Here is a 19,644-nt window from a genome sequence, read left to right on the forward strand (position 1 = left end):
AGGGTGGTGGCGGTGAAGCCGGGGAGCTGTTTGGTGTGGTTGCAGCGCACGCAGAGGGCTTGGCCGTTGGTGTCGGTGGTGGGGCCGCCCTGGGCGTGGTCGTGGATGTGGTCGAGGTGTCGGGCGGGGGCGTCGCACCAGGGGGTGCGGCAGGTGGCGGCGTCGCGGGTGAGCAGGTAGCGGCGCAGGCCGCCGTCGAAGGTGCGGCGGGTCGAGTCCATCGCGACGAGGGTGCCGGTGTCGGGGTGGGTGTAGAGCCGCCGCAACCACACGCCCGCCGCCTTGGCCCCGGCGTCACCCTGGGCGGCCGACCCGGTGGCCGACCCGGTGGCCGACCCGGTGGCCGACCCGGTGGCGCGCTGGAGTCGGGTGAGGAGGTCGCGGACCCAGGCGGCGGGGACGGGGCCGTAGCCGGTGAGGTGGGCGGGGGTGTCGTCGTCGGCGAGGAGGGCCTGGTCGGTCTTGACGAGCTGGATCTCGACGGGGACCTGGTCGGGGGCGGCTTGTCCGGTGAGGCGGGTGACGAGGGTGTCGGCCATGACCTGGCCCTTGCCGCGTTCGTCGCCGGCGGCGCTGGCGGTGTCGGCGGCCGCGGTGAGGGCGGCGTGGGCGGCGACGGCCTGCGCGACGGGCAGCAGCGCGGTGAGGTAGGCCATCGTGTCCGGCGCGGGGCGCAGCGTGACGCGCCGGTCGGACTCGGCCTTCGCGGCGCGGGCCATGACCGAGGCGGCGTCGATGCGGTAGGCGACGGCCCGGACCCTCCGGGCGAGCTCGCGGTCGCCGAGTGCGGCGACGGGCTGGGTGGGGTCGGTGATGACTTCGGCGTCGACGAGGCGCCGGTCCGCTGGGTCGAGGACGGCGGTCTCGCGGACGATGATCTGGGCGCGCCACTCGGACAGCTCGCCGGCTTCGAGCGCGGCGAGGGTGTACGGCAGGTCCGTCGTCAGCGCGAGCGCGAGCCGGACGTGCCCGGCGCCCTGCACGGGTGACTCGTGCCGCGCGAGCGCGACCTGCGCCGCGACCCCCGTCATCCCCGACGGCCGCCGCCGACGGCGCTGCGACCCGGCGTCACGGGCGCCATCATGCCCACCATCGCCGGTCCCGGTCACCGAGGGCGCCTTACCTGCGTTGTCATCGTCGGCGAACGACGCAGCCCGGGCCTGGTCCCGCGCGGCTCGCCAGCCGTCGAAGTCGCCCGCCTCGGAGCACTCCCGTGCCCGCTGCGACCACGCCTGCGCGACCTGCTCCTGGGAGTCGACGAACGCCGCCGTCACCCGCACCTGCGCCGCAGCCACCGCCGACTTCACCCGCTCGAGCACCGCGAGCTGGTCGATCAACACCTGGTCGGACAGCGTCTGGTCGGCGAGCCCGGCCCGGCCGGACTCACCCCCCTGCCCCACCCGCGACAGCGTCGACACGAGAGCCTCGAGGCCCTCCGTCGTCTCCACTGCCGCATCGTCGAACATACATTCGATTCTAGCGGATCGATGGAGTCCCAGAACCCCTTGTGCACACCTAATTCGGTTCGCGGAGAGCGGAATTCGACTCAGTCGGAGTCCACGTAGAGGCAGAACGGATGGCCAGCAGGGTCGAGCATCACCCGGACATCGTCCTGCGGCTGGAATGCGGCGAGCTCGGCCCCGACCTCGACGGCGTACGCCACGGCGGCAGCGAGGTCGTCCACCTCGAGGTCGAGGTGGAGCATCATGATCGGCCGGCCCGGCTCGCTCGGCCAGACCGGCCGCACGTAGTTCGGCTCCGTCTGGAACGACAGGTTGTAGCCATGGGTCTCGGACGGGGCGAGCGTCGCCCAGTCCGGGGTGTCCTTGAAGGACGTCCAGCCGAGCAGTCGCTCGTAGAAGTGCGCGAGGGCGGACGCGTCGGGGGCGTCGAGCACGACGCCGAACCAGTGCTTCGTCGTTCTTAGCGGCATCGCACCAGCATGCCCCGGCACCGGTCCAGCACGGCGTGAAGAAGGGCCAGGATCGGCGTATCAGGAGCGGCGCCCCCTCCTCTGAGGGGTGTCGGCGAAGGTCCAGGCACGCGCGTCGACGAACCTCCACCCTCCAGGGGTGGTGCTGGGCGGGGCCTGGACCGCCCAGCACTTGCCTGTCCGCAGGTGCTCAGCGTGAGTCGTGACTCGCGACCCAGCGGGCCTCAGTGGGACCGCGCGAGCCCGCGCACGACGACCGCCAGACCCACCTCGAACGCCTTGGCCTCGGACGTCGCATCCGGGGCAGGAAGGTCGGGGTCGACGGAGGCGGCCATCGCGCGATCCTGCTGCCCCGCAACGGATCCGAGGATGTGGTGCACGACGAGGGACGCTACCTCGTCCCGCTCCGACGCGGGCGCGCCGGCGTCGTGGACGAGCTGGGCCAGGGCTCGGAGCGGGCGAGCGGCGCCCGGCTCGACGGCATACGCGAGGCCGACCACATCGGCACCGTCGGGCACCTGGACCAGGGCGTCGCGCACGGCGACGGCCAGCCCGACGAGCGCCTCGGCCGGTGGCTGGTCCGGGCGCGGGTCGGGGATCTCGGAGAGCAGCACGTCGGCCACCTCGACGAGGAGCTCCTGCTTGTTCGCGACGTGCCAGTAGAGGGCGCCCGGCGCGACGCCGAGCTCGCGCGCGAGGCGGCGCATCGACAGGTCGGCCAGTCCGTAGCGTCGCAACAGGTCGACCGCGGTCGCGACGACCTGGTCCCGACTGAGTGCCACGCGCTCCCCCGCCCTCGGTGCACGGGTCCGCTGTGGACCCGCGTTGACAGCCGAGCCTAGCGACTCGGCATACTGAACACCGTTCAAGTTGAACACCGTTCAGTGCCGCGCGCAAGGAGCCCGCATGACCCGCCGTTTCGACGACCTCGCCGACGCCGTGCTGGCCGGCACCCCGGCCACGACGGACGACGCCCTCGACGTCCTGCGCGCCACCGACGAGGAGCTGCTCGCGGTCGTCGCAGCGGCGGCGCGCCTGCGGCGCAAGCACTTCGGCAACACCGTCAAGGTCAACTACCTCGTCAACCTCAAGTCGGGCCTCTGCCCCGAGGACTGCCACTACTGCTCCCAGCGGCTGGGCTCTCAGGCCGACATCCTGAAGTACACCTGGCTGAAGCCGGACGAGGCCATCGAGCAGGCTGCGGCCGGGCTGCGCGGCGGCGCCAGCCGGATCTGCATGGTCTCGAGCGGACGCGGGCCCACCGACCGCGACGTCGACCGCGTGGCCGGCATGGTCGGCGCGCTCAAGCAGGAGCACCCCGACGTCGAGGTGTGCGCGTGCCTCGGCCTGCTCAAGGACGGCCAGGCCGAGCGCCTGCGCGCGGCCGGCGTCGACGCGTACAACCACAACCTCAACACCGCCGAGTCGCACCACGACAAGATCGTCACGAGCCACACCTACGCCGACCGCGTCGACACGGTCACCAAGGCCAAGGACGCCGGGCTCTCCCCGTGCTCGGGCCTCATCGCCGGCCTCGGCGAGAGCGACGAGCAGGTCGCCGAGGCGCTCTTCGCGCTCCGGGACCTCGGCTCGGACTCCATCCCCGTCAACTTCCTCATGCCCTTCGACGGCACCCCGCTCGAGGGAACCTGGGACCTCACCCCGGGGCGTTGCCTGCGCATCCTCGCCATGGCCCGGATCGTCTGCCCTGACAAGGAGATCCGCATCGCCGGCGGTCGTGAGATGCACCTCCGCTCGCTCCAGGGGCTCGCCCTCCACGTGGCCAACTCGATCTTCCTCGGCGACTACCTCACCTCCGAGGGCCAGGCCGCGGAGGCCGACCTCGAGCTGATCCGCGACAACGGCTTCGTCGTGCTCGGCGCCGACGACGGGGCGGCCGACCCGGGCCGGCCGGCCGCGGCCACGCACGACCCGGCGAAGCGTCGCCGCGGGGCCGGCACGGACCTGCCTGCCAATGCCTGAACCGTCGGGACCACCGTCCGGCCCACCGCTGCATCCGCCTCTGCAGTCACCGCTGGCCGCCCGGGACCACGGGCTCGTCTGGCACCCCTACGCGCCGCTCGACGGCCCGGCGCCGTATGCCGTCGAGGGCGCCTCGGGCGTGCGCCTGACGCTGACGGCGCCGGACGGCACGCGCCACGACGCCGTCGACGCGATGGCCTCGTGGTGGTGCGCCGTCCACGGCTACCGCAACCCCGTCCTCGACGCGGTTGCCCACGAACAGGTCGACCGTTTCAGCCACGTCATGTTCGGCGGCCTGACGCACGAGCCGGCCGTCAGGCTCGCCGAACGCCTCACCTCGCTGGCGCCCGGGCCGATGGCCCACGTCTTCTACGCCGACTCGGGCTCGGTGTCGGTCGAGGTGGCCCTCAAGCTGTCGCTGCAGTACCAGGCGGCACAGGGACGACCGAGGCGGCAGCGGTTCCTCACGGTGCGCGGCGGCTACCACGGCGACACGTTTGCTGCGATGAGCGTGTGCGACCCCGTCGACGGGATGCACTCGGCCTTCCCGGGTGCGCTGGCGCGCCAGGTCTTCGCCCCACGTCCTCCCGCCGCGCGGCTCGTCACGACCGCGACCGGCGAGGAGCACTGGGAGACGGACCGGTCGGCCCTCGACGCATGGGCGAGCGAGGTGCGCACACTGGCGACGACCCACGGCGACGAGCTCGCCGCCGTCGTCGTCGAGCCGATCCTGCAGGGCGCCGGTGGCATGCACGTCTACCACCCCGACTGCCTCCGGGTGCTGCGTGAGGTGGCCGACGAGCACGGCCTGCTCCTCGTCGTCGACGAGATCGCGACCGGCTTCGGTCGGACCGGCCGGCTCTTCGCCTCCGAGTGGGCCGACGTGACGCCGGACGTCATGTGCGTCGGCAAGGCACTGACGGGCGGATACCTCTCTCTCGCAGCGGTGCTCATGACCCGTGAGGTCGGCGAGGCCATCACGCGCTCCGCCTTCCGGGCCCTGCTGCACGGACCCACCTTCATGGCCAACCCCCTCGCCTGCGCGGTCGCCAACGCGTCGGTCGAGCTGGTCGAGGCCACGTGGAAGGACGACGTCCCCCGCGTCGGTCGCCTCCTGCGCGAGCACCTCGAGCCGGCGCTCTCCCTGCCCCACGTGGCGGACGTCCGCACCCTCGGCGCGGTCGGGGTCGTGCAGCTGACGTCGCCGGTCGACGTCCCCGCCGTCACGCGCGCGGCGCTCGGGCGCGGCGTCTGGGTGCGGCCTTTCCGGGACCTCGTCTACACGATGCCGCCCTACGTCTGCACCGACCAAGACGTGCGGCTCATCGCCGAGGGCGTCGTCGGCGCCGTGGCGGAGGTCCATGGATGAGCCGCTGGGACGCCTGGCTGGGCCAACGAGCCGACCTGAGGGCCGAGCGCGGCACGGAGCGCTTCGACCCGGTGCTGCGCGTCAGCCGCCCAGGCTCCGCCTCCCGGGACCCCCTCGACCTCGCCTCCAACGACTATCTCGGCCTGTCCCGCGACGAGCGCGTCGTGACGGCCGCCAAGGAGGCCCTCGACCGCTACGGCGCCTCGGCGACCGCGAGCCGACTCGTCACAGGGACCCTGCCCGTGCACCGTGACCTCGAGGCCGCGCTGTGCCGGCTCACGGGAGCGACGAGCGCCCTCGCCTTCTCGACCGGGTATGCCGCCAACCTCGGGGTGCTGACCGCCCTCAGCGGGCGCGGGGCCGAGATCCTCCTCGACGCCCACGCCCACGCGTCGCTGCACGACGCGGCCCGCATGTCGCGGGTCCCGTACGCGACGTTCGCGCACAACGACCCCGACGCCCTGGCTGCCGAGCTCGCCGCCCGTCCCGACCGCAGGGTCGTCGTCGCCGTCGAGTCGATCTACTCCGTCCTCGGGGACGCCGCTCCCGTGCAGGCCCTCGTGGAGGTGTGTCACGCCCACGGCGCCCTGCTCGTCGTCGACGAGGCGCACGGCATCGGTGTCGCAGGGCACGGCCGCGGCCTCGTGCACGAGCTCGACCTCGTCGGGACCCGCGACCTCGTCGTGACCATGACCCTGTCGAAGGCCCTCGGCTCACAGGGTGGTGCCGTGCTGGGGTCGACCGCCGTGCGCGACCACCTCGTCAACACCGCGCGCAGCTTCATCTTCGACACCGGCCTCGCGCCTGCCGCCGCCGCGGCTGCCTGCGCCGCTGCCGACGTGGTCGACGGCGACCCGACGCTGGCGGCCGCGGTCCGCGCCAACGCCCGCACCGTCGCAGCCATCTGCGGCATCGAGCCCGCGGCCGGAGCAGTCCAGTCGATCCCCATGCGGTCGCCCGAGAGCGCAGTGGCCGCCGCCCTCGACCTGCGCGCCCACGGCGTCCTCGTCGGGTGCTTCCGGCCACCCAGCGTCCCCGACGGCGTGTCCCGCCTCCGGGTCACGGCGCGCGCCGACCTCGCAGGAGAGGATCTCTTCCAGGCCGCCCGGCTCGTCGCCCGCACGGTCGCGACGCACGAGGCTCCGTCCCGTCCCGATACCGTCGAGGGGCCACGGGCAGGGGACGCTCCCTCCCCCGCCCGTGGTCTCCCGTCGGTCGCGGCCGTGGAGGGGGTCCAAGGGCCCGTTCCCCCGTCGCCGCTCGGCGCCGTCCCACCCCACGGCGACGATGACTGAGTCACGGCTCGCCACGCTGCCCGCGGTGCTGCTCGTCACGGGCACCGACACCGACGTGGGCAAGACGGTCGTGACCTCGGCGGTCGTCGCGACGGCACGGGCGGCGGGACGGCGCGTGACGGCATACAAACCCACGCAGACCGGGGTGGCACCCGGCGAGCCGGGAGACATGGCCGAGGTGGAGCGCCTGACGGGCGTGGCGACCGTCGAGGGCGTGCGCCTGCGGGCGCCCATGGCGCCGAGGCCGGCAGCCGCGCTCGAGGGCGTCGGCCTGCCCACCCTGGCCGACCACGTGGCCCGGGTCGCGGACCTGGGCGTACGCCACGACCTCGTCGTCGTCGAGGGCGCGGGCGGTCTGCTCGTCGAGCTGACCGACGCCGGTGAGACTCTGGCCGACCTCGCCACGATCCTGGAGGACAGCGGGGTGCTCGTCGTGTCCCGGAGTGCACTCGGCACCCTCAACCACACCATGTTGACGCGAGAAGCACTGTCCCACAGAGGAGTCCGGCAACTCGGCATCGTCATCGGCGCGTGGCCCGACCATCCCGACGTCATCGAGACGACGAATCGCGACTACCTCGGGGCGCTCCCCGGGGGTCTGGTCGGCGCCGTGCCGCTCGGCGCCCCACGCCTCGACCCGGCGACCTTCGCCGCCGACGCTCCAGGCTGGCTGCCGGGACTGGCTCAGCGCCTCGGGACACCCTGACGCAGCAAGCCGTGCACGATGCCGTCGGTGAGGGCACGCCACGACGCGGCGAGGATCGAGCCGGCGACACCGATGGTGTCCCACGACGTCTCCCCGTCGGAGGTCTCGATGAGCACGCGCGTCACGGCGTCCGTGCCGTGCGAGGCATCGAGGATGCGCACCTTGAAGTCGATGAGCTCGATCTTCTCGATCTCGGGGTAGGCGCGGGCCAGGGCTTCGCGCAGCGCGTGGTCGAGCGCGTTGACCGGACCGTTGCCCTCGCCGGTCGCGATGAGGCGGGCACCGTCGGCACGCAGCTTGACGGTCGCCTCGGACGTGGCGTCACCTTCGCCCGAGGAGTCGGTGATGACCCGCCACGACTCGACCTCGAAGTAGTCGGTGCACCCCGGCTCGAGCGCCTCGCGGAGCATCAGCTCGACGGTCGCGTCGGCGGCGTCGAAGGTCCACCCGCGCAGCTCGAGGTCCTTGACCTCGGCGAGCACCGCGGCGACGACGTCGGGGCGGTCGGACAGGTCGAGCCCCGCCTCACGCGCCTTGAGCTCGATGCTCGCGCGCCCGGCCATGTCGGAGACGAGGGTGCGCATGCCGTTGCCGACGAGCGACGGGTCCATGTGCTGGTAGAGGTCGGGATCGACCTTGAGCGCGCTCGCGTGCAGACCCGCCTTGTGCGCGAAGGCGCTGGCGCCGACGTAGGGCTGGCGACTGTAGGCAGGGACGTTGGTCACCTCGCTGATCGCGTGCGCGATGTGCATGGCCCGGCGGAACGCATCGGGCTCCATGGCGTCGAGCCCCAGCTTGAACTGGAGGTTGGCGGCGACCGTGAGCAGGTCCGCGTTGCCGGTGCGCTCGCCGTAGCCGTTGACGGTGCCCTGGACGTGGGTCGCGCCGGCCCGGACCGCCGCGACGGAGTTGGCCGCCGCGCAGCCGGTGTCGTTGTGGCAGTGGGCACCGACACGGGCGCCCGTCGAGGCGATGACGTCGGCGACGACCTCCTCGACCTGGTGCGGGAGCATGCCCCCGTTGGTGTCGCAGAGCACGACGACCTCGGCGCCGGCCTCGTGCGCGGTGCGCACGACCGAGAGGGCGTAGTCGCGGTCGAGGTGCCAGCCGTCGAAGAAGTGCTCGCAGTCGAGGAAGACGCGCCTACCCTGGGCGACGAGGTGGCCGACCGTGTCGCGGACCATCTCGAGGTTCTCCTCGAGCGTCGTGCGCAGGGCGCGTTCGACGTGGCCGGTGTGGGACTTCGCGACGAGGCACACGACCGACGCCTCGGAGTCGAGGAGGGCACGCACGAGGGGGTCCTCCGCCGCGACCCCGCCGGCGCGACGGGTGGCCCCGAAGGCGGCGAGGGTCGCGTGACGCAGGTCGAGCTCGGTGCGGGCCCGCTCGAAGAACTCCGTGTCCTTCGGGTTGGCTCCGGGCCAGCCGCCCTCGATGAAGTCGACCCCGAGATCGTCGAGCAGCCCGGCGATGGCGAGCTTGTCCGACACCGAGAGGTTGAGCCCCTCCTGCTGGGCGCCGTCGCGCAGGGTGGTGTCGTAGACGTGCAGCGCTTCCATGGCCTTCATTGTCCTCGGTCTCGGGGGTTCGGCCGACCGCCTCTGACAGGCGGGCGACGCGGATGGGGGCGTCCCGGTCTCTTCTCGTGGTCGCGGCGGCCGGGGTGGTGGCCTTCGCGGTGTCTCCGTCGGGGTGGTTCGGGAAACAAAAAGACCCCCCAGGGTTGGGAGGTCTGCGCGACGAGGGGTGCTCGTCGCGCTATTCGATAATGAGGGTGCCGGTGGGCACGGGGCGCTTCATCACACGCTCACGGTAGGGCCCACGAAACGTCCGCGAAACACCACGTCCGGATCGTGGGACCGCTGTCCCACCCATCGGCCCCGCGGCCCGGGTGGCCCTCCGCCACGCGCACCGCCCACGCCACCGCGAGCGATGCAGCCGCACCTCGACCGGGCCACACGGCATACCGGATCTCAGCGCGCGGCGGCGGCCTCGACGAAGGCACGGAAGAGCCGTGGGTCGGAGCCGACCTCGGGATGCCACTGCACCGCGAGACGGAAGGTCGCGCCGGGGTCCTCCATCGCCTCGAGCGTCCCGTCGTCGGCCCACGCCGACGCCACGTAGCCGGGGTGCCGCAGCACCGACTGGTGGTGGTAGCTCGGGACGTCGACCTCCTCGCCGAGGATGCCGGCCAGGCGCGTGCCCGCCACGGTCCGCACGGGATGGTTGCCGTAGGTCGCCGGCGCCGGCGAGTGCTCGTGGTGGCCGACGCGGTCCGGCACGTGCTGCTCGAGCAGGCCACCGGCCGCGACGGCCATGACCTGCATGCCGCGGCAGATGCCGAGCAGCGGCAGGTCGACCTCGGCGGTGGCGCGCGCGAGCGCGAGCTCGGAGGAGTCCCGGTCGGGCCGTGAGGCCTGAACCGACGCGTGGCGCTCGTCGGCGTACAGCTCCGGCGCGACGTCGACGCCGCCGGCGAGGATGACGCCGTCGAGACGCTCGACGATCTCGAGCGCCGTGTCGTCGTCGGCGTCGGGACGCGGCGGGATGACGACGGCGATGGCCCCGGCGTCCTCGACCTGCCGGACGTAGCGGTGCGGCACGAGCGCCCCGGGCACGTCGACCCAGCGCCCCCACGACGCCCGCTCGACGTAGGCGGTGATCCCGATGACCGGACGGCTCATGCGAAGCCCCTACCCGACCTCAGAGCGGCGTGACGTAGGCGCCCGAGATGCCGCCGTCGACGAGGAAGGTCGAGGCGGTGATGAAGCTCGACTCGTCGGAGGCGAGGAAGAGCACGGCGTTGGCCATCTCCTCGGGCTCGCCGAAGCGTCCCATCGGCACGTGCACGAGCCGCCGGGCCGCCCGCTCCTCGTCCTTGGCGAAGAGCTCCTGGAGCAGCGGCGTGTTGACCGGTCCCGGGCACAGCGCGTTGACGCGCACGCCCTGGCGCGCGAACTGCACGCCCAGCTCGCGCGACATCGACAGCACGCCACCCTTGCTCGCGCTGTAGGAGATCTGCGAGGTCGCCGCGCCCATGACGGCGACGAACGAGGCGGTGTTGATGATCGAGCCCTTGCCCTGCTCGAGCATGTAGGGCAGGGCGGCCTTGCAGCAGAGGTAGACCGAGGTGAGGTTGACCTCCTGCACCTTGCGCCACGCGTCGAGGTCGGTGTCGAGGATCGAGTCGTCCTCGGGCGGGCTGATGCCGGCATTGTTGAAGGCGATGTCGACCGAGCCGTAGGTCTCCTTCGCGGTGCGGAAGAGCGCGTCGACGTCCTCCTTGCTCACGACGTCGACGCGCACGAAGGTGCCGCCGACCTCCTCGGCGACCTGCGGACCCTTGACCTCGTCGAGGTCGCCGATGACGACCTTGGCGCCCTCCTCGGCGAACCGCCGCACCGTCGCGAGACCGATGCCCGAGCATCCGCCCGTGATGACCGCGACCTTGCCGTCGAGCCTGCCTGCCATGTGGATTTCCTTCCAGCCCAATGAGTTACGTGTCGGTTGTGGGGTGACCGTCAGTCGGTCGCGATGAAGACGTTCTTGACCTCGGTGAAGGCGTCGAGCGCGTCGGGGCCGAGCTCGCGGCCGATCCCGCTCTGCTTGAACCCGCCGAACGGTGTCGAGTAGCGCACGCTGCTGTGCGAGTTGACCGAGAGGTTGCCCGCCTCGACGCCGCGTGCGACCCGCAGCCCGCGCCCGATGTCGCGCGTCCAGATGGACCCGGAGAGGCCGTATGCCGTGTCGTTGGCCTTGGCGACCGCGTCGGCCTCGTCGTCGAACGGCATGACCGCCACGACCGGCCCGAAGACCTCCTCCTGCCAGACCTTGTCGGTCGTCGAACGGGGCAGGACCACGGTCGCGGGGTACCAGTAGCCGCTGCCGTCGGGGGCGTCGCCGCGGAAGGCGACGTCGACGTCCTCGGTCGCCTCCTCGACGTAGGAGCGCACGGTGTCGCGCTGGCCGGCGCTGATGAGCGGTCCCATCTCGGCGGACTCGTCACGGGGGTCAGTGACCACCACACCGCGCACGGCCGTCTCGAAGTGCTCCATGAAGGTGTCGAAGACGCTGCGCTGCACGAGGATCCGGCTGCGCGCGCAGCAGTCCTGACCGGCGTTGTCGAAGACTCCGTAGGGGGCCCGGGCCGCAGCTAGCTCGAGGTCGGAGTCGGCGAAGACGATGTTGGCGCTCTTGCCGCCGAGCTCGAGCGTCACCCGCTTGACCTGGTCGGCGGCGCCGCGCATGATCCGCTGACCGACGGCGGTCGACCCCGTGAAGCAGACCTTGCGCACGTCGGGGTGGGTGACGAAGCGCTCGCCGACGACCGAGCCCTTGCCTGGGACGACGGTGAAGACACCCTCGGGGATCCCCGCCTCGAGCGCGAGCTCGCCGAGGCGCATCGCCGTCAGCGGGGTCAGCTCGGCGGGTTTCAGCACCACGGTGTTGCCGGCGGCCAGTGCGGGCGCGAAGCCCCAGCCGGCGATCGGCATCGGGAAGTTCCAGGGGACGATGATGCCGACGACGCCGAGCGGCTCGCGGAAGGTCACGTCGATGCCACCGGCCACGGGGATCTGGCGCCCGAAGTTCCGCTCGGGTGCCGCGGAGTAGTAGGCGAGGACGTCCCGGACGTTGCCGGCCTCCCAGCGGGCGTTGCCGATGGTGTGGCCGGCGTTCTCGACCTCGAGCTGGGCGAGCTCCTCCTGGTGCTCGCCGACGAGGTCGGAGAACCGGCGCAGCAGCAGGCTGCGGTCGGCGGGACTCACCTCCCGCCAGGCCGGTGCCGCGGCGGAGGCGCGCGCGATGGCGCCGTCGGCCTGCTCGAGCGAGGCCAGCTCGACCGAGCGGACGACCTCCTCGGTCGCCGGGTTGATGACGTCGTGCGTCTGGCTGGTGGTGGTCACAGTCGCTCGAATCCTCTCCTGCGCTCCCAGTCGGTCACGGCGGCGTTGAAGGCCGTGATCTCGACGTCGGCGGCGTTGACGTAGTGGTCGACGACCTCGTCGCCGAAGGCCGCCCGCGCCATCTGCGACCCGGCGAGCAGGTCGCGGGCCTCCTGCAGCGTCGAGGGAACGTGCGGCTTGTCCGAGGTGTAGGCGTTGCCGTCCAGCGCAGGCTCGAGCGGGAGCTCGTGCTCGATGCCGTGCAGGCCGCCCGCGAGCATCGCGGCGACGGCGAGATAGGGGTTGAGGTCGCCGCCGCCGATGCGGTTCTCGACGCGGAGGCCGGCGCCGTGACCGACGACGCGCAGCGCACACGTGCGGTTGTCACGGCCCCACGCGACGGTGGTCGGCGCGAAGCTTGCCGACGCGAATCGCTTGTAGGAGTTGATGTTCGGCGCGTAGAAGTAGGTCAGCTCGCGCTGCGTCGCGAGGATGCCGGCGAGGAAGTGCTCGAACATCGCGCTGTGCCCGTGCTCGCGGTCGTCGTCGACGAAGACCGTCTCGCCGTCGAGCCCGCGCAGCGACAGGTGGATGTGGCACGAGCTGCCCTCGCGCTGGTCGAACTTGGCCATGAAGGTCAGGGACTTGCCGTGGTGGGCCGCGATCTCCTTGGCCGCGTTGCGGTAGACGACGTGGTTGTCGCACGTGCGCACCGCTTCGTCGAAGAGGAAGCCGATCTCGTGCTGGCCGTAGTTGCACTCGCCCTTCGCGCTCTCGACGACGGCGCCCGCGGCATACATCTCGTTGCGGATCTCGCGCAGCAGCGGCTCGACCCGGTCGCCACCGAGGATGGAGTAGTCGACGTTGTAGCGGTTGGCCGGCGTCAGCCCGGTGTAGCCGGCGTCCCAGGCCTGCTCGTAGGACTCCTGGAAGACGATGAACTCGAGCTCGGTGCCACAGTGCGCGGCCATCCCGAGGGCAGCGGCCCGGTCGACCTGGGTCTTGAGCACCGTCCGCGGCGACTGCGCGACCGCGCCGCTCCCGTCGAGCCAGGTGAGGTCGCACTGCACGGTCGCCGAGTTGCGGCTGCCCGGGGTGCGGCGGAGGGTGCCCAGGTCGAGGTCGAAGAACATGTCGCCGTAGCCGCGCTCCCACGAGGAGATGGCGTAGCCGTCGACGGTGTTCATGTCGACGTCGACGGCGAGCAGGTAGTTGCAGCCCTCCGTGCCGTCCTCGAGGACGTGGTCGAGGAAGTAGTGCCCGTGCAGGCGCTTGCCCTGCAGGCGTCCCTGCATGTCGGTGAACGCGACGACGACCGTGTCGATGTCGCCCGCCTCGATCTCGGTGCGGAGCTGGTCGACGGTCAGGGTCGGTGGTTTCGCCATGTCTCTTCCTATCCGATGAGGCCGCGGAGCAGGGCGGAGGTGGCATCGCAGTGCTCCTCCATGACCACGCGGGCCCGGTCAGGGTCGCCGCCGAGGATGGCCTCGACGATCTGGGCGTGCTGGTTGTCGGAGTGCTCGATGTTGCGCCGGAGGACCGGGATCGCCATGAGCATGTCGTGCAGGGCGGCCTGCGCCCGGGTCACCGCGTCGACGAGCATCGGCGACCCCGAGAGCGTGGCGATCGCGAGGTGCAGCCGCGAGTCGGCGACGCGGTGGGCCGGGGCGTCGGCCGCCTCCTCGACCTCCCGCAGGCTCTCGGTCAGCCAGGCCCGCTGGTCGCCGGCCAGCGGCTGGGTCGCGGCCAGCCACGCCGCCCCCGGCTCGACGACCCGGCGGAACGTCAGGGCGTCGGCCATCGCGGCCCCGCTGCGCACGAAGGTCCCCGGGACCCCGCGTGGCGACGTGGGGACCTCGGCGGCATACGTCACCGTCGTGCCTCCGCCCCGGCCCCGCTTGGTCGTGACGAGGCCGGAGTCGCGGAGCGCGGCGATGGCCTCGCGCAGCGTGTTGCGGCTGACGCCGAGACGCTCCGCGAGGTCGCGCTCCGGCGGCAGCTGCTCGCCGTCGGCGAGCACGCCCAGGCGGATCGCACGGGCGAGCTGCTCGACGGTGTTCTCGAAGGCGTTGCCGGACGCCGGCCGCAGCACCGCGTCCGGCAACGCCGTGAGCGCGAGGTGGCGCTCTCCCCCGACCACGTCCATGTCAGCCGAAGATCTCCGACGCCGGCTTCGTGTCGTGCCCCTTGGGCACGTCACGCATGAAGTGCACCCGGCCGCCGACGAACCACGTCACCGTCGAGAAGACGAGGACGGCGAGGACCGCGATCGGCGCGTAGTTGAACGTGTTGACGGTGATCGGACTCGCCGGCGGGAGCATGAACAGCACGACGATGAAGCCGACCCAGACGACCGCGACCCAGCCGATGGGGGCGCTCCACCGGCCGAGGTTCCACACGCCGGGTCGGAACTCAGGGTTGGTCCGGCGCAGGAAGACCGGGACGACGTAGGCGATGTAGAGACCGATGACGGCTATCGAGGTGACGGCGAGGTAGGCGGTCGTCGAGACGAGCGCGGGCGCGGTCAGCACGACGGAGCACACGACGCACAGCCAGATGGAGTTGGTCGGCGTGCCCGTGCGCGGGTTGACCTGCGACCACCAGCGCGAGCCGGGCAGGGCGTTGTCGCGCGAGAAGGCGTAGGACATGCGCGAGTTGGCCGTGACCGAGGCCATGCCGCAGAAGAACTGGGCCACGGCGGCGATGAAGAGCAGGAAGATCCCGAGCGAGCGGCCGGCCGCGTCGATGAAGATCTGGGCCGGCGGCAGGCCGATGTCGGTGCCGAGGGCCGCGTCGTAGTCCTGGATCGCGGCGGTCACCGCGACGAGGAGCACCCAGCCGGCGAGGATCGAGACCCACACGCTGCGCACGAGGCCCTTGGGCGCCTCGGTGGAGGCGTTGATGGTCTCCTCGGCGACGTGGGCCGAGGCGTCGAACCCGGTGTAGGTGTACTGCGCCATGAGCAGGCCGATGAGGAAGGCGTAGAACGGGGCGTCCCAGCCGGTGCGGTTCTCGAAGTGGAAGAAGGTCCACGACAGGCTCTGGTGCTGGTCCGGGACGAACGCGAGCACGGCCACGATGACGGCCACGCCGACGAGGTGCCACCACGCGCTGACGTTGGAGAGCAGCTTGACGAGGTTGACGCCGAAGGTGTTGAGCAGCCCGTGCAGCGCGATGATGACGAGGAAGGCCACGAACGTCGAGACGGCGGTGACCTCGATGCCGGTGACGAGGCTGAGCAGCGCCATCCACGTCACGGCCGCGCCGTAGTCGATGGCCGCCGTGACGGCGACCTCGCCGAGGAAGTTGAACCAGCCGACGTACCAGGCCCACACGCGCTTGTTGCGCCGCGCGAGCCGGCCGGCCCAGAAGTAGAGGCCGCCCGCGGTCGGGTAGACCGAGCAGATCTCGGCCATGGCGAGCGAGACGAGCAGGACGAAGGCGCCGACGAGCGGCCACCCGATGGAGATGGCGATCGGGCCGCCGGCGTTCATGGCGATCGCGTAGCTCGTGATGCAGCCGGCGAGGACCGAGATGATCGAGAAGGAGACCGCGAAGTTGGAGAAGCCGCTCATGCCGCGGTGGAGCTCCTGCTTGTAGCCGAGCTCGGCCAGCATGGCCTCGTCGGTCGCAGCTCCCGCGGGGGCTGGGGCACCCGCGGTGCGACCGGTCAGTTCAGGGGACGGAGGAACGCTCATGCACTACCTCACAAACATCGTGCAGCGAACCTTTGCCCGCTGCTCCACCATGATGTGAGGCATCGTCCACCCGCACGTCGGACACCGTCAATGGTTCTGGATCAAACCTTTTGAGCGAGGACTGCTTCGAGGACGTGGGCCACGCCGTCGTCGTCGTTGGCCGGGCACTCCCGGTCTGCGGCCCGGCGAACCTGCTCGTGGCCGTTGGCCACGGCCCAACCGACTCCGGCCCACTCGAGCATCGGCAGGTCGTTGGGCATGTCCCCGAAGGCCCACACCTCTCCCGCCTCGATACCGAGTCCGGTGGCCCACCGTTCGAGGCCGGCAGCCTTGGTCACGCCGGGCGCGTTGAGCTCCGCGAGCCCGTGCGCACCGGAGAAGTGCAGGTGACCGCGGTCGCCGACCACGTCCTCGACCACGGCGAGGAACTCCTCGAGGGGCAGGTGCGGGGCGAGGGCGAGCAGCTTGCCGACCGGTTCGGCCGCCACGTCGCGCCACGACCCGTGCACGGCCCGGTCCGCGCCGCGGTCACGGTGCGGGTCGGGGTAGTCGTCGGCCACGAAGGGCCCGCTGGCCCGTTCGGCCGCGAACGCGATCGACGGCACGGCCCGACGCAGGTCCGCGACGATGTCGTCGACGACGCTGCGTTCGAAGCAGTGCGCCTCGACGACCTGTCGGGTGGCCACCTCGTAGACGAACGCGCCGTTGCCGCAGATGGCCGTGCCGCGTCGCCCGACGACCCGTTCAAGGTCGTGCAGCCATCGTGGCGGACGGGCCGTCACGATGACCGTCTCGATGCCCGCGTCGGCGGCGGCCGACCAGGCTGCCGCCGTGCGCCCGGACAGCGAGCCGTCCGTGCGCAGCAGCGTGCCGTCGAGGTCGGACGCGACGAGCCGGGGCCGGTCCAGGTCTCCCGTCGACCCGGGCCGCTTCGGACCGCCGGCGGAGACCATCGGCGACGTCCTGTCAGACGAGGCGGGTCAGCCAGCCCCGGGAGTCCTCGGCGCGGCCGTACTGGATGTCGAGCAGGCGGGCCCGGATCGCCTCGGCGTAGCGGTCCTCGTGACCGTCACGGCGGTGGTCTACGGAGCCGCCGTCCCAGCGGAGCTCGCCGACCGGGGTGACGACGGCGGCGGTGCCGCACGCGAAGATCTCGACGATGTCGCCGTTGGCCGCCCCCTCCTTCCACTCCTCGATCGGGATGCGGCGCTCCTCCGGCTCGAGGCCCTCGTCCTTGGCGATCTCGAGGATGGAGCTGCGCGTGACCCCCTCGAGGATGGTGCCGGTCAGCTCGGGGGTGATGATGCGCCCGTCCTTGGTGACGAGGAAGAGGTTCATGCCCCCGAGCTCCTCGATGTAGGTGTGCGTCGAGGAGTCGAGGAAGACGGCCTGGTCGCAACCGTGCTCGATGCCCTCGAGCTGACCGGCGAGCGAGCTGGCGTAGTTGCCGCCGCACTTGGCCGCACCGGTGCCACCCTCGCCCGCGCGGGCGTAGTCGGTGGAGATCCAGAGCGTGACGGGCTTGAGGCCGCCGGAGAAGTACGCGCCCGCCGGGGAGGCGATGACGGAGTAGGTGACCTGCTGAGCGGGGCGCACGCCGAGGAAGGCCTCGGACGCGAACATGAACGGGCGCAGGTAGAGGCTCTTCTCCCCCGCGTCGCCGGCCGGCACCCAGGCCTGGTCGACGGAGACGAGCTGGCGCAGCGACTCGATGAAGTCGGCCTCGGGCAGCTCGGGCAGCGCGAGGCGCCGGGCCGAGCGGGCGAAGCGGGCGGCGTTGGCCTCGGGGCGGAACGTCCAGATCGAGCCGTCGGCGTGACGGTAGGCCTTCATGCCCTCGAAGATCTCCTGGGCGTAGTGCAGCACCGCCGCCGCCGGGTCGAGCTGGAAGGGGCCGTAGGGCCGGACCTGCGCGTCGGCCCAGCCGCCGTCGGTGGTCCACGTCGCGACGACCATGTGGTCGGTGAAGGTCTTGCCGAAGCCGGGGTTCTCGAGGATCTCGGCGATCCGCTCGGGCGACGCCGGCTCGTCGCGGCGCGTGACCTCGAAGGACAGCTGGGTCATGACAAAACCTCCAGGGGCAAAATCAGCGGTGATCCGATGTCAGGCTATCGCCCACATCGTGAGACGACGAGGCCGGGCCCCGTCCGCGGGTGACGGTTCCGTACGCGTGGTGCACCACGCCTACGACCCATCCGCCCGCGTCCGGGCCCGAAGCCTGCGTATGCCGTGTGGCGCGGCGTCAGAGACGGCCGACGACCGCGTCGCCGACGGCCGTGGTGCTGCGGGCGGCGTCGCCGCGCTCGGCCAGGTCGGCTGCCACGGCCTCGTCGACGCGCGCCGCCTCCTTGTCGAGGCCGAGGTGCGCGAGCAGCATCCCGACGGAGAGGATCGCGGCGGTGGGGTCGGCCTTGGACTGGCCGGCGATGTCGGGCGCCGAGCCGTGGACGGGCTCGAACATGCTCGGGGTCGTGCGCGCCGGGTTGATGTTGCCCGACGCAGCGAGCCCGATGCCGCCGGCGATGGCCGCGGCGATGTCGGTGAGGATGTCGCCGAAGAGGTTGTCGGTGACGATGACGTCGAAGCGGCCGGGGTCGGTCGCCATGAAGATCGTCGCGGCGTCGACGTGCTGGTAGGCGGTCTCGACGTCGGGGTACTCGGCGCCGACCTCCTCGACGGTGCGGCGCCAGAGGTGGCCGGCATACGTCAGGACGTTGTGCTTGTGCACGAGCGTCAGGTGCTTGCGGGGGCGGGCCTGGGCGCGGGCGAAGGCGTCGCGCACGACGCGCTCGACGCCGTAGCGGGTGTTGACGCTCACCTCGGTCGCGATCTCGGCCGGGGTGCCGACGCGCAGGGCGCCGCCGTTGCCGGTGTAGGGACCCTCGGTCCCCTCGCGCACGACGACGAAGTCGATGCCGTCCGGCGCGACCCGCGACACGTCGAGCGGGCTCGAGACGCCGGGGAAGAGCTTGGCCGGGCGGAGGTTGACGTAGTGGTCGAGGGCGAAGCGCAACGGCAGCAGCACGCCGCGCTCGAGCACGCCGCTCGGGACGCTCGGGTCGCCGATGGCGCCGAGCAGGATCGCGTCGTGGCCGCGCAGCTCGTCGAGGACCGAGTCGGGCAGGGTCTCGCCCGTGGCGTGCCAGCGTCGCGCGCCGAGGTCGTAGTCGGTCGTGGTGAACGTCGGACCGCCCGAGCCGGTGACCGCGTCCAGGACCTTCAGGCCCTCCGCGACGACCTCGGGGCCGATGCCGTCCCCACCGATGACGGCGATCGAATAGGCGTCCTTGACCAGCGTTTCTCCCATGGGTCGAGCCTAGGACCCGTCTTGTGATGTGGGATGAGCGTCTCATTTCGTGAACGCACGACGAAGGCCCCCGCCCAATGGGGCGAGGGCCTTCGTGAGGGGGGCTCGGCGACGAGGTCGCGAGCGCAGTCCCTGATCAGTCCTCGGTGTGACCCTGGTCGCGCAGGTCCATCGACTCCTGCAGGGCCTGACGGGCTGCCTTGGCGTCTTCGCTCATGGTGATCACGTCTTTCGGTTCAGTGCTGTTGTGGTCTCAGGTGGCTCGAGCTCGGTCAAGCGAACCGGTCAGCACGAGGGTGCGCGGGATCTCCGCGGCGAGGTTGCTGACTACCTGGACTCGCCGCGGCGGAGAATGAGTACGACCTGCCGCGTCATGCGTTTCACGGTACGCCCAGCTACCCACGGGTACAGGGGGTTTCCACCAAGTGAGACGCCGCGTCCACCATCCGTCACATCCGTCGACTCGCGTG

18 protein-coding genes are annotated in these 19,644 nt (G+C 71.8%); 4 read left to right on the top strand and 14 right to left on the bottom strand.

Annotation, left to right across the window (positions count from 1 at the left end):
- From IEY30_RS07395 to IEY30_RS07405, 3 genes are all read right to left on the bottom strand, one after another.
- Positions 1 to 1,466, bottom strand: a 1,466-nt coding sequence (locus IEY30_RS07395; RefSeq protein ID WP_188960114.1) for an HNH endonuclease, incomplete at its 3' end; no start/stop codon positions are given.
- Positions 1,467 to 1,546: 80 nt separating this feature from the next.
- Positions 1,547 to 1,933, bottom strand: coding sequence for a VOC family protein (locus IEY30_RS07400; RefSeq protein WP_030195209.1), 387 nt, complete (start codon positions 1,931 to 1,933; stop codon positions 1,547 to 1,549).
- A gap of 224 nt (positions 1,934 to 2,157) precedes the next feature.
- Positions 2,158 to 2,715, bottom strand: a complete 558-nt coding sequence (locus IEY30_RS07405; RefSeq protein ID WP_030195206.1) for a TetR/AcrR family transcriptional regulator — start codon at positions 2,713 to 2,715, stop codon at positions 2,158 to 2,160.
- Positions 2,716 to 2,839: 124 nt separating this feature from the next.
- Between IEY30_RS07405 and bioB the strand changes: the two genes are divergently transcribed.
- The 4 genes from bioB to bioD are packed head-to-tail and all read left to right on the top strand — an operon-like array spanning position 2,840 to position 7,286.
- Positions 2,840 to 3,916, top strand: a complete 1,077-nt coding sequence (gene bioB, locus IEY30_RS07410; protein WP_030195203.1) for a biotin synthase BioB — start codon at positions 2,840 to 2,842, stop codon at positions 3,914 to 3,916.
- Positions 3,909 to 5,285, top strand: coding sequence for an adenosylmethionine--8-amino-7-oxononanoate transaminase (bioA, locus tag IEY30_RS07415; protein ID WP_052358360.1), 1,377 nt, complete (start codon positions 3,909 to 3,911; stop codon positions 5,283 to 5,285). The genes bioB and bioA overlap by 8 nt, the downstream gene beginning before the upstream one ends.
- Positions 5,282 to 6,580, top strand: coding sequence for an 8-amino-7-oxononanoate synthase (locus IEY30_RS07420; RefSeq protein ID WP_030195196.1), 1,299 nt, complete (start codon positions 5,282 to 5,284; stop codon positions 6,578 to 6,580). The genes bioA and IEY30_RS07420 overlap by 4 nt, the downstream gene beginning before the upstream one ends.
- On the top strand, positions 6,573 to 7,286 hold the full coding sequence (bioD, locus tag IEY30_RS07425) for a dethiobiotin synthase (RefSeq protein WP_030195192.1): 714 nt from the start codon (positions 6,573 to 6,575) through the stop codon (positions 7,284 to 7,286). Before IEY30_RS07420 ends, bioD begins: the two co-directional genes overlap by 8 nt.
- On the opposite strand, the gene cimA is transcribed toward bioD, so the two are convergent.
- The 11 genes from cimA to IEY30_RS07480 all read right to left on the bottom strand — a co-directional run bounded on the left by cimA (position 7,265) and on the right by IEY30_RS07480 (position 19,391).
- Complete coding sequence (gene cimA, locus IEY30_RS07430) at positions 7,265 to 8,845, bottom strand: citramalate synthase (protein ID WP_156035144.1); 1,581 nt, start codon at positions 8,843 to 8,845, stop codon at positions 7,265 to 7,267. The genes bioD and cimA overlap by 22 nt on opposite strands.
- 414 nt (positions 8,846 to 9,259) lie before the next feature.
- The gene (locus tag IEY30_RS07435) at positions 9,260 to 9,970 is read right to left on the bottom strand and encodes a gamma-glutamyl-gamma-aminobutyrate hydrolase family protein (protein ID WP_030195185.1); all 711 of its coding nucleotides are present in this window, start codon (positions 9,968 to 9,970) and stop codon (positions 9,260 to 9,262) included.
- A 19-nt stretch (positions 9,971 to 9,989) separates the two neighbouring features.
- Positions 9,990 to 10,757 carry a 3-oxoacyl-ACP reductase gene (locus tag IEY30_RS07440; RefSeq protein ID WP_030195183.1) on the bottom strand — a complete coding sequence of 256 codons (768 nt, stop codon included), beginning with the start codon at positions 10,755 to 10,757 and terminating at the stop codon, positions 9,990 to 9,992.
- Positions 10,758 to 10,807: 50 nt separating this feature from the next.
- Positions 10,808 to 12,190 carry an aldehyde dehydrogenase family protein gene (locus IEY30_RS07445; RefSeq protein WP_030195180.1) on the bottom strand — a complete coding sequence of 461 codons (1,383 nt, stop codon included), beginning with the start codon at positions 12,188 to 12,190 and terminating at the stop codon, positions 10,808 to 10,810.
- Positions 12,187 to 13,554 (bottom strand): glutamine synthetase family protein, encoded by a 1,368-nt coding sequence (locus IEY30_RS07450; protein WP_030195178.1) that lies wholly within the window; start codon positions 13,552 to 13,554, stop codon positions 12,187 to 12,189. The genes IEY30_RS07445 and IEY30_RS07450 overlap by 4 nt, the downstream gene beginning before the upstream one ends.
- 8 nt (positions 13,555 to 13,562) lie before the next feature.
- Positions 13,563 to 14,315 (bottom strand): FadR/GntR family transcriptional regulator, encoded by a 753-nt coding sequence (locus IEY30_RS07455; protein WP_030195176.1) that lies wholly within the window; start codon positions 14,313 to 14,315, stop codon positions 13,563 to 13,565.
- Position 14,316: 1 nt separating this feature from the next.
- A complete protein-coding gene (locus IEY30_RS07460; RefSeq protein ID WP_030195174.1) occupies positions 14,317 to 15,867 on the bottom strand; it encodes an amino acid permease in 1,551 nt (516 codons plus the stop codon).
- 101 nt (positions 15,868 to 15,968) lie between these two features.
- Complete coding sequence (locus tag IEY30_RS07465) at positions 15,969 to 16,820, bottom strand: HAD family hydrolase (RefSeq protein WP_052358359.1); 852 nt, start codon at positions 16,818 to 16,820, stop codon at positions 15,969 to 15,971.
- A 13-nt stretch (positions 16,821 to 16,833) separates the two neighbouring features.
- A complete protein-coding gene (locus IEY30_RS07470) occupies positions 16,834 to 17,931 on the bottom strand; it encodes a branched-chain amino acid aminotransferase (RefSeq protein WP_030195170.1) in 1,098 nt (365 codons plus the stop codon).
- Positions 17,932 to 18,109: 178 nt separating this feature from the next.
- Positions 18,110 to 19,174 carry a 3-isopropylmalate dehydrogenase gene (locus IEY30_RS07475; RefSeq protein ID WP_030195168.1) on the bottom strand — a complete coding sequence of 355 codons (1,065 nt, stop codon included), beginning with the start codon at positions 19,172 to 19,174 and terminating at the stop codon, positions 18,110 to 18,112.
- A gap of 136 nt (positions 19,175 to 19,310) precedes the next feature.
- Positions 19,311 to 19,391 carry a 3-isopropylmalate dehydrogenase gene (locus tag IEY30_RS07480; protein ID WP_081633825.1) on the bottom strand — a complete coding sequence of 27 codons (81 nt, stop codon included), beginning with the start codon at positions 19,389 to 19,391 and terminating at the stop codon, positions 19,311 to 19,313.
- Between the last annotated feature and the right edge of the window lie 253 nt (positions 19,392 to 19,644).

Source organism: Terrabacter tumescens, assembly GCF_014646815.1.
Lineage (GTDB): Bacteria > Actinomycetota > Actinomycetes > Actinomycetales > Dermatophilaceae > Terrabacter > Terrabacter tumescens.

What these genes read in the sequence shown, in the direction of transcription:
- IEY30_RS07400 (WP_030195209.1), bottom strand. Translation starts at nt 1,933, where the DNA reads ATGCCGCTAAGAACGACGAAGCACTGGTTCGGCGTCGTGCTCGACGCC.
- bioB (WP_030195203.1), top strand. Translation starts at nt 2,840, where the DNA reads ATGACCCGCCGTTTCGACGACCTCGCCGACGCCGTGCTGGCCGGCACC.
- bioA (WP_052358360.1), top strand. Translation starts at nt 3,909, where the DNA reads ATGCCTGAACCGTCGGGACCACCGTCCGGCCCACCGCTGCATCCGCCT.
- IEY30_RS07420 (WP_030195196.1), top strand. Translation starts at nt 5,282, where the DNA reads ATGAGCCGCTGGGACGCCTGGCTGGGCCAACGAGCCGACCTGAGGGCC.
- bioD (WP_030195192.1), top strand. Translation starts at nt 6,573, where the DNA reads ATGACTGAGTCACGGCTCGCCACGCTGCCCGCGGTGCTGCTCGTCACG.
- cimA (WP_156035144.1), bottom strand. Translation starts at nt 8,845, where the DNA reads ATGGAAGCGCTGCACGTCTACGACACCACCCTGCGCGACGGCGCCCAG.
- IEY30_RS07435 (WP_030195185.1), bottom strand. Translation starts at nt 9,970, where the DNA reads ATGAGCCGTCCGGTCATCGGGATCACCGCCTACGTCGAGCGGGCGTCG.
- IEY30_RS07440 (WP_030195183.1), bottom strand. Translation starts at nt 10,757, where the DNA reads ATGGCAGGCAGGCTCGACGGCAAGGTCGCGGTCATCACGGGCGGATGC.
- IEY30_RS07450 (WP_030195178.1), bottom strand. Translation starts at nt 13,554, where the DNA reads ATGGCGAAACCACCGACCCTGACCGTCGACCAGCTCCGCACCGAGATC.
- IEY30_RS07455 (WP_030195176.1), bottom strand. Translation starts at nt 14,315, where the DNA reads ATGGACGTGGTCGGGGGAGAGCGCCACCTCGCGCTCACGGCGTTGCCG.
- IEY30_RS07460 (WP_030195174.1), bottom strand. Translation starts at nt 15,867, where the DNA reads ATGAGCGTTCCTCCGTCCCCTGAACTGACCGGTCGCACCGCGGGTGCC.
- IEY30_RS07465 (WP_052358359.1), bottom strand. Translation starts at nt 16,820, where the DNA reads ATGGTCTCCGCCGGCGGTCCGAAGCGGCCCGGGTCGACGGGAGACCTG.
- IEY30_RS07470 (WP_030195170.1), bottom strand. Translation starts at nt 17,931, where the DNA reads ATGACCCAGCTGTCCTTCGAGGTCACGCGCCGCGACGAGCCGGCGTCG.
- IEY30_RS07475 (WP_030195168.1), bottom strand. Translation starts at nt 19,174, where the DNA reads ATGGGAGAAACGCTGGTCAAGGACGCCTATTCGATCGCCGTCATCGGT.
- IEY30_RS07480 (WP_081633825.1), bottom strand. Translation starts at nt 19,391, where the DNA reads ATGAGCGAAGACGCCAAGGCAGCCCGTCAGGCCCTGCAGGAGTCGATG.